Source organism: Coleofasciculus sp. E2-BRE-01, assembly GCF_040221695.1.
Classification (GTDB): Bacteria; Cyanobacteriota; Cyanobacteriia; order Cyanobacteriales; family Coleofasciculaceae; genus Coleofasciculus.
In genome coordinates, this window is record NZ_JAVKEA010000042.1 from 1 (window position 1) to 15,101 (window position 15,101).

Here is a 15,101-nt window from a genome sequence, read left to right on the forward strand (position 1 = left end):
CTCGAGTACCGATGTCGTGAGTTATTTGGTTGATCATTACAAGCTCTTAGGTTTAGTCAAAACTGAGCGCAAGCGGCATCGAGATAATGCCGCTCGCTCACACGAAATCTGGGCTTCTTCTGGTTAAGTTGACACCAATGGGCATTGCCGTGCCCTTAAGGTTTCGATGAATTGAATCCCCTCTTACTCAGCAGCAAGAGGGGAATGGTTTCCATTCAACTTGTTTTCCCAGCGAGTGGGAAACCTGCAATGCCTTCGAGTGGAACCATCCATTAACAGTAAACGTTTCCATTCAACTTGTTTTCCCAGCGAGTGGGAAACGGCGAAAAGCAAAGACGCCTATTGATAAACTAAATGTTTCCATTCAACTTGTTTTCCCAGCGAGTGGGAAACCCAAATTTGAACCCATTGAAAAACACAACCCGAATAATCCGTTTCCATTCAACTTGTTTTCCCAGCGAGTGGGAAACCCTGAAGCTTGAAAGCCCCTACAGCCATGCATTCTAACGCAGATTTTGACGGCTGACATTTTCAGGTTCATTTCAGCCCCGCTTATTGAGACTAAATTGCAATTATTCAAGATCTTAAAACGCTAAAACCATTGCTATGCAAACCTTATAGCGATTTTGACGGCTGACCCGGTTTTTCGCCCTCGCTTTCAGCCGTCAAAATTTCGCCAACGGGTATCAAATTGCTGAGACACTGACCAACTTATAGCTTAGGGTATGAGAAAGGAAAGCGCGATCGCAACTTCCCCCTGTTCCCAGACGTAGCATACTACATCTCTACTATCGCTCAATCGCCTGTTGCAACCTAGCCTTATTAACCGAATAGGATAGAATCTCCAGTGTTTCCAGATTCGTCGCCAACACCGTCTCCACCGTAGCCCCCCAGAAACCACTGACAACTTTACGCCAAGCCTGACGCTGTGGGGAGTGGACATCCAGCTTACACCATTGTGCGATCGCATCAGATAGAATTTCTATTTGATCCGGTAAAGGTTTGATTAACTCCACCAACTCCGCTAAATCTTGGGTCGAAAAAAGCGAACGGTGATGATTTAACAGTTCAATAAACGCAGCAACATTGTGTTGAAAAAATGAATCTGCCGCTGATTGAACAACATTCAGAGGTAAATCTAATCCCTCAGCAATCATCTCCAAACTCGCACCCAATTTCATCATCCGAGGGATAGCCTCTAACTTGGCTTTTAGTTTACCTTTCTGTCTGCCTTCATTTAACCCTTCTTGCTTGGCTTCCTGATAAACCCTAGTGTTTCTGAGTCCACTTATTTCTAACATGGCTTCTATCTCCTCCCGGCTTTTTTGCTGTAATTTCTCAACGATGATAGTTTCTATTAAATCAATCAGGTTTTCTTTTGCCAGTTGCTTAATTTCACGAGAGGTGAATTCATAACTTGCGGCTTGTTCTGGGGATTGATTAATCAGTTCAAAGAAGATACTGGGAAACTCCTGAAACAAGCTATAAAAAATCGTGTCCGTTTTCACGTTTTCCTAGGGACTTTCAGCACAGAGTTGACACCTGATACTGTGCCACCCCAGAAGCAGAAAATTCCTACAGCAACTATCTTGACAAAATAAACAGCTTATGAGTCATCGAGAACCAACAGGCGATCGCTAATTAGAATTCTCTCCTGAAATCGCCTGCTGTAGGATAGCTTTATTCACCGAAAGCTCAAAGGTTTCCAGCGTTTCCAGATTTTGAGCCAACCATTCCTCCACCGTCGCCGCCACCTTACCAGAGAGACAATCCCGCCAAGCCTGACGTTGTAGGGAATGGGCATCCTGCTTACACCATTGTGCGATCGCGTCAGACAGCGCTTCTATTTGATCCGGTAAAGGTTTAATTAACTCCGCCAACTCCCCTAAATCTTGAGCCGAAAAAAGCGAACGGCGATGATTTAACAGTTCAATAAACGCGGCAATATTATCTTCAGAAAATGACTGGGTTGCTAGTTGAACAACATTCAAAGGTAAATCTAATCCTTCCGCAATCATCTCCACACTTGCACCCAACTGCATCATGCGTGGGATAGTCTCTAACTTGGCTTTGAGTTTGCCTCGTTGTTCACCTTCTACTAACCCTTCTTGTTTTCCTTCTATTAACCCTTCTTGTTTGGCTTCCTGATAAACTTTAGTGTTTCTGAGGTCACTTAATCCTAACATGGCTTGTATCTCCTCTCGGCTTTTTTGCGGTAACTTGTAAACAATGATAGTTTCTATTAAATCAATCAGGTTCTGTTTAGTCGTCTCATCCGTTATCTGAACTTGAGCTTGTTCAATCAAACGCCTTGCCTGTTCTGGGGCTGTCTGTTCCCGCTCAATCACTAGCTTAACAATATTCACCCCAACAGATGCCGATGCTTCATCTCCTAACTCATCCAAGTATATCCGAGTCACTCGGCTAAAGAGTTCTTTAAATTGTAACGGCTGTTCCCTCTCAATCCGGCGACTGGGATAAATCACCACCACCCGCCACGGATAAGTCGGTTTATCTTGTCTCAAGTAGAGAAAGAGTTCCGCGAATATCCGATAGTATAAATCCGTGTCAGGTTGAAACTGAACTTCGACGACATAGAAAGGGGTTTCGGCGTTTTCATGGGTAGGAAAAAATAAGCCGTCGAGTCGAAATGCCAGTTGTTTGATTTCACGGGATGTAAATTGATAACTTGCGGCTTGTTCTGGGGATTGATTAATCAGTTCAAAGAAGATACTGGGAAACTCCTGAAACAAGCTATAAAAAATCGTGTCGGTTTTCACGCGCTCCTGAGACAAATATCACATAGTTGACAAGGGCTACTGTGCCATCCCTGACGGGAAATTTTTCTATGATGACTGTCTTGACAAAATAGATATAATGTGTTTTCAGCCAACCTGATCAGGGCGGGTTTTGTTGAAAGGTTATCGGTGGGTATCGACATTAAATCCCTAAACCCGCCCCTACAATTGACTCGATTAAATCGGGCGCACGTTGACAAAGGGCGCAGGGGGCGTACCCTACGGTTTTTAGGGTGTGGGTTGGGATGGATGGAGTTGTGCGATCGCATCCTTTATCCTGAATTGGGGAGATTCAACTGGCGGTATCTGACGCAGCACGACTAGATAACGAAAACTTTTAACATCGACGTTTCCGTTTTAATATTCTAAAGCCAAGCGGGTTTAGGGCTGCCCGAAAATGTCGCGGCTAAATCATGATTTGATCAGGGTTTGAGGATGTAGTATGATGTTCTTTGAATCCTGTATTGGGTTTATTTTAGTGCCAATTTTCAGTCGTAAACGCTTCAAAGCCTGATAATTCGTTATTTTTTTCGTTCTCGTGTCGGCAACTCTTAAATGCTACAACCATGTTGCATTACCCAATTGCCTAGACTCATTTTGAATCAGATTTGACAAAAAAGCCATTTAATGCATCGAACACCTGAACAAAAAAAGACAACAGGTGGAATGGGAATGCAATTATCCACCTGTTAGAAGATGTGCGATCGCATCAAACAGATAAAATGTAATAAGTGGGTCGGTGGAAATATACCCAACACTCCACCAATTCTCTAAGAAGTCCTCAAACCCTTATATAAACAAATGACAAATGACAAATGACCATCTCCAGTTGCCGCCGAAAACAGCATTACTCTTAATCAACCGTAAATCTCGTCAGGGGCAGGAGAATCTAGCCGAAGCCATTCGTCAACTGAAGCAATTGGGTTTTATTGTACTACAAGAATTAACCGAAGATCCACTCAAGCTTCCGGACATAATCCGTCACTATGAAAATCAGGTAGACCTGGTAATCATTGGTGGTGGCGATGGTACACTTAATGCAGCCATAGAGGGCTTAGTGGATACTCAGTTACCCTTAGGCATTTTACCCTTGGGTACGGCGAATGATTTAGCGCGGACGTTGAACATTCCCATTGCTTTACCCCAAGCTTGCCAAGTCATTGCTACGGGTCGATATCAGAGAATAGATCTAGGTTTGGTTAATGAGCAATATTTTTTTAATGTGGCTAGTTGTGGGTTGGGTGTGGAAATTACTCAGCGCCTCACCAAAAATGCTAAACGCCGTTGGGGAATTTTGGCGTATCTCGCTACAGCATTAAAGGTGATTTGGCAAGCACGACCTTTTCGGGCAGAAATTCGCATCAATGGAGAATCGATTCGGATCAAAACGATTCAAATTGCTATCGGGAATGGGCGGCATTATGGTGGGGGAATGACTGTGTTTCATGATGCCACAATTGATGATAAAAAACTGGACTTGTACAGTTTGGAAATGCGTCATTGGTGGCATATTTTATTGATCCTTCCTGCGTTATGGAAGGGACGCCACACGGATTTACCTGGAGTCCGGACTCTTCACGGTACGGAATTTGAAATCTATACTAGCAAACCTCGTTCTATTAATACGGATGGAGAAATTACAACCTCTACACCAGCAACCTTTCGAGTGATTCCGCAAGTTATATCTGTTTTGGTTCCCAGATAGGGATGCTCCCCCAGCTTCCCCAGCTCCCCCAGCTTCCCCAGCTTCCCCAGCTTCCCCTCACCACAGCACTTATTCAGTAGCCCAGCAGCCCCTACTTACACCCCCTATTTCCTGTTCCCTCACCCTTAAAGGACTACTGTAAAGATTGAGCCTTGGGGTTGGTTGTCTGTGACGAATATTCTCCCCTGATGCGCCTCAATGACCATTTTACAAAAGGTTAAACCCAAGCCAATTTGAGACACGCCATTCATTAAATCTCCCACTTCATATTTATCAAAAATATGGTGTTTGCGTTCTTCACTAACTCCTAGACCTGAATCAATAATCTGAAGCTTGGCTTGGGCGTTGGGGAAATTGGAGGATACCGACTCATTGGGAGAATTTACGGCGACAATGACTAAATTTTCTGGGGGAGAGAACTTAATCGCATTAGAAATTAAATTCTCCAAAACGCGATGAAATAAATTGATATCCAGACAAAGAGAAGCTGGGGTTTTGTCCAGCTTACCTATTAGTCTAATCTTTTTATGTTCTGCAATGGCTTGGAATTGGAAAATCACGTCAGCCACTAATTGATTTAAATCAACATCAGTCTGATTCAAAACCATTTTGCCGGATTCCATTTTCGCTAACATTAGCAAGTTATCGATCATGGAGTTGAGTTCACGACTCGAATCAGAAATAATTTGCAATCGCTGTAAATCTTTGTCATTGCCTGTACTTTGCAACAGCAAATCGCTACAGAGTAAAATATTAGTCAGCGGATTTCTTAAATCATGGACAATCATATTTGATAAATCTTCCCGCAGACGTAATGTCGCTTCTAGGGCATCATATTGCTGCTTAATCCGTAACATCGATCGCACTCTTGCCCGCAGTTCAATTCCACTGACAGGTTTGGTGATAAAATCATCAGCACCTGCATTTAGCGATCGCGCCAAGTCTTCTTTGGAGTTGAGTGCCGTTACAATAATCACGGGAACGTGTTTCCAATGGGAATCGGATTTGATCGTGCGACACACCTCAATGCCATTTAACTTTGGCATCATCACATCCAGTAAGATGACATCCGGTTCGATGGAGTCGAGCAGGTTTAACGCTTCTTCACCACTGGCGGCATAAAATAAGTCATACCCTTCTCGATAGAGATGGGCTTCAATCACATCAAAGGCATTCGGATCATCATCCACGATTAAGATAGATGTATTCTGATTTAGGTTAACCATAGATTTAAGTAGGTAGGGACAATAAAAGTTAACGGTTGAGATCGTCATTCGTCATTCGTCATTCGTCATTCGTCATTCGTCATTCGTCATACTCGCGCAAGCGAGAAGCAAGCTACGTCATTTGTAAGGGTTTGAGGTCTATTTATATAACTTAATAGAGTTGAGTTTATTTCCACCAACCTACTTAGATAGTTGAACTTTAGCTAATTTGTTGTTTTAGCCTTTTTAGTAAAAAATACGGCGACTGGAGTGGATATAATTTGACCATGTTAGTTCAGTATCTCAGAGACAGACAATAACTGTCAGTGATGTCTGACCGACAAAAACGTGATATCAGGTTCGTCTAATACCAAGTTGCATTTAAAGATATAACTTCCTCTCCCCCTGCTTCCAGACGCGCCATGGCGCGTCTCTACATTGCTTCCCCCGCTCCCCCTGCTTCCCCTAGCCAATGTTACCGATGCAGATACTGTTCAATGAGCGTCACCAACTTTTTCAAGCGAATCGGCTTCGCCATATACTCCGTCGCCCCTGCTGCCAAGCATTTTTCCCGATCGCCCGGCATTGCCAACGCCGTCACCGCAATAATCGGCATCCGAGGTAAATCATTGTCCGCCCGAATCTGGCGGGTTGATTCTAATCCATCCATTTCTGGCATTTGAATATCCATGAGAATTAAATCCGGTGGATGCTGCTTGGCTTGTTGCACCGCTTCAATCCCATTCCTAGCTAAAACCACCCGAAACCCTTTACTGTGCAAATAATCCGTCAAGGTGATAATATTTGCCTCATTATCTTCTGCCAATAAAATTAACGGTAACTGTTCCTCAACCACAGGCGGATGTATCTCCGGCGGTGTGGTAAACAACTGACTCAATACTGATTGTAACTGGGGACGAGAAACGGGTTTTAGTAAATAGTCAGACGCCCCTAACTCTAAAGCTTGAGTCGGATCATCGACAACAGAAACCACAACCACAGGAATGGATTGAGTCGCTAAATTTTCCTTTAACTGCACCAACACCTCCCAACCGGAAATATGCGGCAGTAAAATATCTAAGATAATTACATCCGGGTTAAACGTCTGCACCGCATCAATCGTGCCTTCCCCTTGGGGATGAATCAAAACAGTGATGCCTAATTCTCCCAGATACCGGGCAATATGGTTAGCTGAAGCATCGGAGTCTTCCACCACTAAGGCTTTGTGAATCGGCGGCAATTCTCCAACCATTAGTTTAGGTTGCTTCAATCTTTCCCCGATACGACTTGGATGTTTCCAGGGAAGGTTTACCGTAAAGCAACTGCCTTTCCCCACCTCACTTTCCAAGGCAATACTCCCGCCTTGTAATTCCACAATTCGCCGCACTAGCGCTAACCCTAACCCGGTTCCCGCATAGCGACGAGAGAGACTGCTATCTAATTGGACAAAGGGTTTAAACAGTTTATCCAGATTTTCTGGGGCAATGCCAATCCCGGTATCGATAACACTCAACTGCAACTGTTCTCCATCAGGATCAGTAGTCACCTGCAACGATACCTTACCCCCATCAGGCGTAAATTTTACCGCATTACTTAATAAATTGACTAACACTTGGCGGATGCGCCGTTCATCCACTTCAATTTCGCTTAATCCCGGTGCAATGTGGTAATCGAGTCGAATATTTTTTTGCTGCGCTTGCTGTTTAATAAAGGTTAAACTCGATTCACACAGACTGTTGACAGAGACAAGGGAAACCGAGAGGGACATCTTCCCCGACTCAATTTTAGACAGATCCAGAATATCGTTAATTAACTCTAACAAATGCTTACCACTTTCTTCGATTGTCGCCAAGGATTTGCGCTGTTTGGGGGTTAATGAACCATACACCTCTTCCTGGAGTGCCTCCGCTAACCCCAAAATCGCATTTAACGGGGTGCGTAACTCATGACTCATACTTGCCAAAAACTCATCTTTTAACCGAGTCGCCCTGGCTAATTCCGCATTGGCTAAACTAATCCGTTCGTTACTTTCGCGTAACTGTTTTTCGGCTTGCTTGCGTTCGGTGATATCATAGACTAAGGCACAAGACCATAATAGGTTTCCCTGGTCATCGAGGACGGGACTGGTGGACATATATGCCCAGATATTGTTTCCAGTTTTCGTGCGTAATTCAACCTCTTGGCGATGAACCTGGTTTGGATGCAGAGGGATGCTTGAAGCGGAAGTGAAACGATTATCTCCAGGGGGGAGAAAATCCGCGATCGCATGTCCTAATATTTCCACCTCGGTATACCCCAACATCCGTGCCATTGCCTGATTAATGTAGGTGGTATTGCCTTGGGCATCCGTTACCCAGATTCCTTCTTCGGCGAGTTCCACAATTTGGGCATAGCGCGTCTCGGTTTCCCGAATCTGAGATTCTAACTTCTGGTTGAGGCGTTTAATCTCATGTTCCGCTTGCTGGCGTTCGGTAATATCGGTGAGAAAGGCAATCACAAAGGTGCCATGCTTGGTTTGAATCGTACTTAGTCCTACCTCAATGGGAAATTCAGTTCCATCCTGACGTTTGGCATACAAATCCTTGGATTTCCCCATGGAACGTTTACTGGGATGGGTGAGATAATCCGCCCGATGATGAGTATGGATGGAGTGATAGCGTGGCGGCATTAAGTATTCAATTTTGCGCCCAAATACCTCGGTGCGATTATAGCCAAATAAGTCTTCAGCTTTGGCATTAAAGACAATAATTTCTCCCTGGGCATTGGTGACAATAATCGCTTCTGACGCCGATTCTAAGAACGCCCGAAACTTCGCCTCACTATCCCGCAATTCCGCTTCTGTCGCTTTGCGATCGCTAATATCTTCGACGACAGCCAGGGCATAGTTGGGTTTGTTTTCTGAATCACACACCCGCGAGATGGAAATATAGACCCATCGGGATTGTCCATCGTTACGGATATACCGTTTTTCCGTGGCATAGGTGGACGTTTTCCCAGACATTAACTGCTGTAAATACTCAATATTGTGTTCCCGATCATCCGGGTGAGTAATATCTTGTACCCGCCGCCCCACTAATTCGGATTCAGGATACCCGGTAATCTCACAGTAGCGTTGATTCACCCGCAAAAGTTCGCCAGAAGAGGGAGTGACAAGGGCAATCCCCACCGAGGCTTGTTCAAAGATAGCCCGGAAGCGTTCTTCACTATCATGTAATGCCCGTTCTGCTTGTTTGCGTTCGGTAATATCATGAATAATCGAAACCAGAAAAGTACGGTCTTGAATCTCAATCGGACTGGAATAGACTTCCACCTCTCGAATCTCTCCCGACGCCAGACGGTGAGGAAAGACAAAATAGGTTCGTTCCTCTAATTTTGCCCGTCTCATCTCCGCCCGAACTTGAGGCAATGGCAGACAATTGAGATCCGTAATCGTTTTGGTGATTAACTGCGATCGCGAATACCCATAAAACTTAACCGCCGCCCAATTCCCATCCGCAATCGCCCCCGTTTCCGGATCAATTAACAGTTTAATCGCCTTACTCCTCTCAAACATGGCACGAAACCGGGATTCACTGTCTCGCAGGGCAGCTTCTGCGGCTTTGCGATCGCTAATATCGGTGTGCGAACCCACCATCCGCACCACTTTACCCTGGTCATCCCACAGGGCTTGTCCGCGATCCAGAATCCATTTATAGGTGCCATCTTTACACAAGAGGCGATGCTCACTACTATAATAGGGAGTCTTCTGGTCAAAATGGTCTTGAATCAGCCCCATCACCCACTCTAGGTCATCAGGATGGACTCGTTTAGACCAATCATCTAGGTGATTGGGAATTTCATTGTCCTCATAGCCCAACATTTCCTTCCAACGGGGCGAAAAGAAAACCTGATTGGTTTTCACATTCCAATCCCAGATGCCATCATTATTCCCCCGCAGGGCTAAATGCCAGCGTTCCTCACTCACCCGCAAGGCTTCCTCAGCTTGTTTGCGATCGGTAATATCAGAGGCAATGCCATCCAGTCGTAGGGGATGACCCTCCTGATCATAAGTCACCCGCCCCCGATCATAAAGCCAGCGAATCTTTCCATCCGGTCGCTGAATCCGATATTCTAGACTGTATGTACCTTGTACCCGTAACTGTTGATGAAAGGTACTAACCTGGACATAATCATCAGGATGAACTACCTCTAGCCGCAGGTGAGGATGAGCAAAGAAGTCTTGTACCAGACGCCCATAGACGGTTTCCGTGGCTGGACTTAGATACAGCACCTGATCAGTCGTCGCGGAAATTGACCAGACGACATCATCCAGGGCATTGAGAATACTATCCAAACGCTGTTTATTTTGGCGCAATGCCACTTGGGTTCGCAATGCAGAGATACCGTAAGCCACGTCATTTGCCAATTCCGTCAGTAATCTCACTTCGGCTGGATCAAAGGCGTCAGGTTCACTGGCATAGATATTTAATGCTCCCAGACAGGTTCCTTCTACAATTAAGGGTAAGGCAATGGATGACGCATACCCCTGCTGACTCGCCGCATCTCGCCACAGCCGATAACTGGAATCAGTGAGAATATTTTGGATAATTCTGGGTTCTTGGGTGCGAATCGCGGTTCCAGTCGGTTCTGTACCAGGTTCATTATCCCCCCAACTAATCTGTAAGGCTTCAACGTAACCCTTCTCATACCCCGCTTGAGCAACGGGACGCACGGTTTTAGCATTATCATGTTGAACGAACCCAATCCAGGCACAACGATAGCCGCCGAAGTCCACAATAATTTGACAGATATTGTGCAGCAGGGTGGCTTCATCGGTAGCTAAGACTAAAGCCTGGCTACATTCACTCAGGGTTCGCAGGGCGCGATTGGCGTGATAGAGTTCTTGTTCTGACTGTTTAAGCTCTGTGATATCCTGAGCTACAACCATACCAACGATGATTTCGCCCGTCTGGTTTCTCAGGGGTAGGGCATGGATAATAAAAATACGATCGCCAAAGGGCATTTCCTGGGTAACGGTTTCGCCCGCTAAGACTTGGCGATAGAGGGGTTCTAGCTGGGTACAGGTTTGGGGAGGTAAGCATTCTTGTATGGTGTTCCCTTCTAATTGGGTTTTGGATAAACTGACACTAGCTAAACCACTCCCATCTGCCAGTAAATAGCGTAATTCATGGTTAAATAGAAGGACGGCTCCATTAGGGAAATTTTCCACAACTGCCCGATAACGGGCTTCACTCTCCCGCCAACGGCGATCGCGTTCCTGTAAATGTTGTTCTAAACGGTAGGACAGGTAAGCGGCGAGAAGGGAACCACCGATACCAATAATCGCAGAAAGTGCCAAAATTGACCCGGTAAACTGGCGCTGTTGGTCTAAGGTTTGGTTGAGTAGCGTCTCTTCCTGTTGTTCAGTGATCAGAAACTGCTGGATTTCAGCGTTGACTTGATCCATGACTTGTTTCCCCTCCACCAGTTGATCGATGAATTCTGGGGATTCCGTGGCGGTTTCCGGTTTGGCATCCACTAATCGGAGATTGCGTTGTAGCAAGCTGACTCTCGCGGTAGCTAATTCACGAATCCGTTGCAGGCGATGGGTTTGGGCGTGTTCTTGGGCAATAAGTTGACGCAATTGATCCAGAGTTACCGGAATTTGGGCGATCGCGGATTCATAGCGATCCAGAAAGTCTTGACGGCGGGTAATTTCATACCCTCGGACAGCAGTTTCGGCTTCTAGGAGATCGGAGTGTAAGCTTTTTGTTTCCAGACGCACCCGTTGGGTATGTTGTAACCGAGTTTCGGCTTGGGCGGTTTGGAATTGCAACCAGCCAAACGTGGCGAGTGAGGTGACTAGACAGGTGACAGGAATCGCCAGGATCAACTGGCGTTTTTGTTGACGGGAAATCGTGATCCGGCGAGATAGTCGAGGTTGGGCGAGGTTGCGATCCATGCTAGGTGCTGCATCCGAAAGCTGATTCCACTCCTATCTAGCATAGGAGTTTTGATTGTGTAGGGGCGGGTTTCACGATTAACAGTTCTTGTTACCGCTTCTAAAAACCTAGACAAACCTACCCACAAGTAATTCTGTCTTGGTATAAGTCCACGGTGTAACTTTTGGTCGATAACCCAGATGTAACTAAACCCGCCCCTACTGTCGCTGGGTTTCGATGCGGATCAGTTGTCCATTGGCTTCATCGGTGAGAATGTACAATAGTCCATCCGGACTTTGGCGCACATCCCGCACCCGTTGACCGATATCGATGGATGTCTCATTTACGACATTGCCAGATTCATCGAGTTCAATATGGCGGACATCCCGCGAAACCAATCCTCCCGCAAATAAATCGCCCTGCCACTGGGGAACGCGATCGCTATCATAGATAACCAGACCGGATGGTGCGATCGCCGGAGTCCAGACTAATTTGGGCTCGACCATTCCTGGACGAGACTGCTGATCAGAAATGATTCCCCCAGAATATTCGCGGCTATGGGTGACGAGGGGCCAACCGTAGTTTTCACCGGCTTCCACCAGATTTAATTCATCGCCGCCTCTAGCACCATGTTCCGTAGACCAAATTCGACGGGTTTGGGAATCGAAGGTGAGTCCCTGGATATTGCGATGTCCGTAACTCCAGATGGCTGGATCAGCGTCTGGGGATTCGACGAAGGGATTGTCATTGGGTATTGTACCATCGTCGTTGAGCCGGATAATTTTACCTAAATGACTGCGGCGATTCTGTGCCTGTTTACGGATTAAATCACCGTCGAGTTGTACTGGTGGATTTCCCCCATCACCGATCGCGATTAACAGGGTATCGTCAGGTAACCAAACAATGCGGGAACCGAAGTGCTGTCCCCCCGATTTAAGCTGAGATACCTGGAAAATTACCTCTAAATCACTGAGGGCGTTACCATCAAATTTGGCACGAGCAACTCGTGTATGATTAGCTTGGCGCGTGCCGTGGGAATAGGTAAGATAAACCCAAGAATTCTCAGAGAAGCGAGGATGAAGCGAGACATCCATTAACCCACCCTGCTTCACCGCAAAAACCTCTGGCACCCCAGCGATTGGTGTGGGATCAAGTACCCCATCGCGGGCAATTCGCAGTTGTCCCGATCGCTCCGTAATCAGTATCGCACCATCGGGTAACCATGCCATCCCCCAGGGATGATCTAACCCTTCGATGACGGTGGTTTTCTGGACACCTTGAGGAGTGGCGACTGAATCAGCCGACGCTGTTGCATCTGGCGATGAGGCGGAATCCACCGATTCGGGTGGAGTTTTGGAAACGGTGGCGGTATCGGATGGAGGGGTAAATGCACAACTGGTGAGTGTAACGAGTGCGATCGTACTCCCAGTTCCTTGGATCAGGCGAGCGATGTTGAGGTTCATAATGATATTCCGTCTGATGTGGTTGGGCATATTTCCCACTATAAAATGCTGGAAGGACGATAATTCCACCGCTTGTATATAACTGGGGTGTTGGGGAAGAGCGATCGCATTTTATATCAAAGTGTTTCTGGAAAAGCGCTCTATCTTGCTCCACTTGATTTACCTAAAACATTGGCGGTATGTTCGAGAGGACATTCTTGACGGTTACTGCTTAGGAAAGCTATGACTCGACTAATCCTAACAGGAACTACGGCGATAGACACTTCAGTAACAAAAGTTACACCCAGTTTGAGATCAGCAATCCAAGGCGTAGAACTGATCCGTTATTCCTTGCTGGGAGAATATTATAGGCGATCAGAGTAGACTAGGAGCATGACCAATCACTTCCTATTGCCCTTAGCTACATTGCAGTCTGGACAAGTGACTTGCATATTCCGAGTATCTACAGTTAAGTGAGGGGAAAACGAAAGCGGCTCTATATGGTCAATATGAGAACCTTTTAGGTGAATGGCTTTCTTGCAGATAGCACAACATTTCCCTTGAGTCTGGTATTGTTTCCGCTTCCAAAGCTTCCCCTCTTTTGAATCACGCCAACGAATGAATTCTGAGCGCGGATCGTACTTAGCATTAATCTCAGTAGCTTTTTCATTGAGGGTATTGAACGCAACATCAACTTGCTGAGTCGTTTTAAAAAGGTTTTTAACAAGTTGGTTGAAAGGATAATGAGTCATCGCTGTACCTGCGGTCATTTTTTATCATTCGGTGTCAGTAAAAGCTATATACTGTATTTACTTTTAATCGTTGCCGCCGTAGCTTCAAGTTCGGCAAGAGCGCTATCCGTATCAGACATTGATTGACTAAGCTGTCTTGCCAGTTTATTAATTTCGGGGTCGGTAGCACAACAAAAAGGAACTTCGACAACGTTGTTTAATCGCTCCAGCAACGCTTGTAAAACCCCTTCAAGAACCTGGCGACTTGTCGGCTTAACACGAGGACGCTGCAAGTAATCTCTAATTGAAACAATCACATCACTTACCGCATAAATATAGGTTCGACCTTGCTTGGCTACCAAAGTCAGATTTTTAGTAATCACTTCAGCGTGATAGCTACTCGCGCCATATCCTTGTAACTGTCTGCGGGTTGTTAACTTTTCTTCGTTCATTTCTTTAGGTTTACTAAGCTGCATTTTCATACTCATCATATTTGGCTAACAACGCTTCAATCCAAGGATCTTCAGCTTGTTTCTTGGTCATCATTGTTTCAATTGATTAGCTTGAACGATAGTCAATTTTGGTAAAACTGTGTCAGGCTTAAAGAGTGTTTTTAATTTTGAGCCGATTACCTATTTATTAGTTAACAAGAAATATTGGTTTAATCGGTTTTGTCGAGTACCAGTTTCCCAAGAGTCCAATTGACTCCACACACACTCTCCCTTGTGAGGAAAATCTAGTCAGTGGTATAGCATTGAGCGCCAGAACGCCCCCCATCTCTTGAATAAGCCGACCTATCTCCACAGGTTCGCCCCGCTCTATCGGTATCATAAGGACATTCGCAATTGCCAGCTTTTGATTCTCTTACAGGTTGAGGTTCGGCAACTGTCAATCAGAGCGCTGCCTTTCCCAGAGTTTGCATATTAATAGCTTTTTGTATAGTCCTGCCTAAAATTTTAAACTCAAAAGATGTACAACTCCCTCGCGATAGCGATCGCTCCCATGATCGGGTACTGTAAGGATTCACGCGCCCTCTGTGGGCATGACAATGTACGTTAGGTCAACATAATATACACTAGCAATCGCTCTCTCTTCCTCTTCTGGTTACTCCCACATTTTTTGTGATTTTTGCTGGATTGACACTCCCCCGGCTATAAAAGCGCGGGGGATTCTTCCGTCACAGGGAGGTAGAGTTTAGCGTCTTCCAGGACGTGACCTTTACCCTCAGAAAGCTTACCAACCGTGTGTCCCACGGCTACGACTCCTCTAATTTCTATAATGCGAGCGGATGCCACATCC

Annotated in this window: 9 protein-coding genes; 2 read left to right on the plus strand and 7 right to left on the minus strand. The window is 45.7% G+C overall.

The genetic code is table 11. The features are described from left to right. Positions 1-788: 788 nt before the first annotated feature. Both RIG66_RS04710 and RIG66_RS04715 read right to left on the minus strand, forming a co-directional pair. Complete coding sequence (locus RIG66_RS04710; protein ID WP_446375678.1) at positions 789-1,508, minus strand: DUF2887 domain-containing protein; 720 nt, start codon at positions 1,506-1,508, stop codon at positions 789-791. A 129-nt stretch (positions 1,509-1,637) separates the two neighbouring features. Further along, positions 1,638-2,780: an Rpn family recombination-promoting nuclease/putative transposase gene (locus tag RIG66_RS04715; protein WP_446375680.1), complete on the minus strand. Its 1,143-nt coding sequence runs from the start codon at positions 2,778-2,780 to the stop codon at positions 1,638-1,640. Positions 2,781-2,879: 99 nt separating this feature from the next. Between RIG66_RS04715 and RIG66_RS04720 the strand changes: the two genes are divergently transcribed. After that, entirely contained in the window at positions 2,880-3,122 is a 243-nt protein-coding gene (locus RIG66_RS04720; RefSeq protein WP_446375682.1) for a hypothetical protein, read from the plus strand. A gap of 484 nt (positions 3,123-3,606) precedes the next feature. Beyond that, positions 3,607-4,503 carry a lipid kinase gene (locus RIG66_RS04725; protein ID WP_446375684.1) on the plus strand — a complete coding sequence of 299 codons (897 nt, stop codon included), beginning with the start codon at positions 3,607-3,609 and terminating at the stop codon, positions 4,501-4,503. Positions 4,504-4,628: 125 nt separating this feature from the next. Here RIG66_RS04725 and RIG66_RS04730 read toward each other — a convergent pair whose 3' ends face one another. From RIG66_RS04730 to RIG66_RS04750, 5 genes are all read right to left on the minus strand, one after another. Further along, positions 4,629-5,777 carry a hybrid sensor histidine kinase/response regulator gene (locus tag RIG66_RS04730; protein ID WP_446375686.1) on the minus strand — a complete coding sequence of 383 codons (1,149 nt, stop codon included), beginning with the start codon at positions 5,775-5,777 and terminating at the stop codon, positions 4,629-4,631. Between the two features lie 406 nt (positions 5,778-6,183). Further along, positions 6,184-11,649, minus strand: a complete 5,466-nt coding sequence (locus RIG66_RS04735; protein ID WP_446375688.1) for a PAS domain S-box protein — start codon at positions 11,647-11,649, stop codon at positions 6,184-6,186. A gap of 198 nt (positions 11,650-11,847) precedes the next feature. Beyond that, positions 11,848-13,092 (minus strand): PQQ-dependent sugar dehydrogenase, encoded by a 1,245-nt coding sequence (locus RIG66_RS04740; RefSeq protein WP_446375690.1) that lies wholly within the window; start codon positions 13,090-13,092, stop codon positions 11,848-11,850. A gap of 380 nt (positions 13,093-13,472) precedes the next feature. Then, positions 13,473-13,823: an HNH endonuclease gene (locus RIG66_RS04745; RefSeq protein WP_446375692.1), complete on the minus strand. Its 351-nt coding sequence runs from the start codon at positions 13,821-13,823 to the stop codon at positions 13,473-13,475. A gap of 44 nt (positions 13,824-13,867) precedes the next feature. Then, on the minus strand, positions 13,868-14,284 hold the full coding sequence (locus RIG66_RS04750) for a hypothetical protein (protein ID WP_446375694.1): 417 nt from the start codon (positions 14,282-14,284) through the stop codon (positions 13,868-13,870). Positions 14,285-15,101 lie beyond the last annotated feature (817 nt).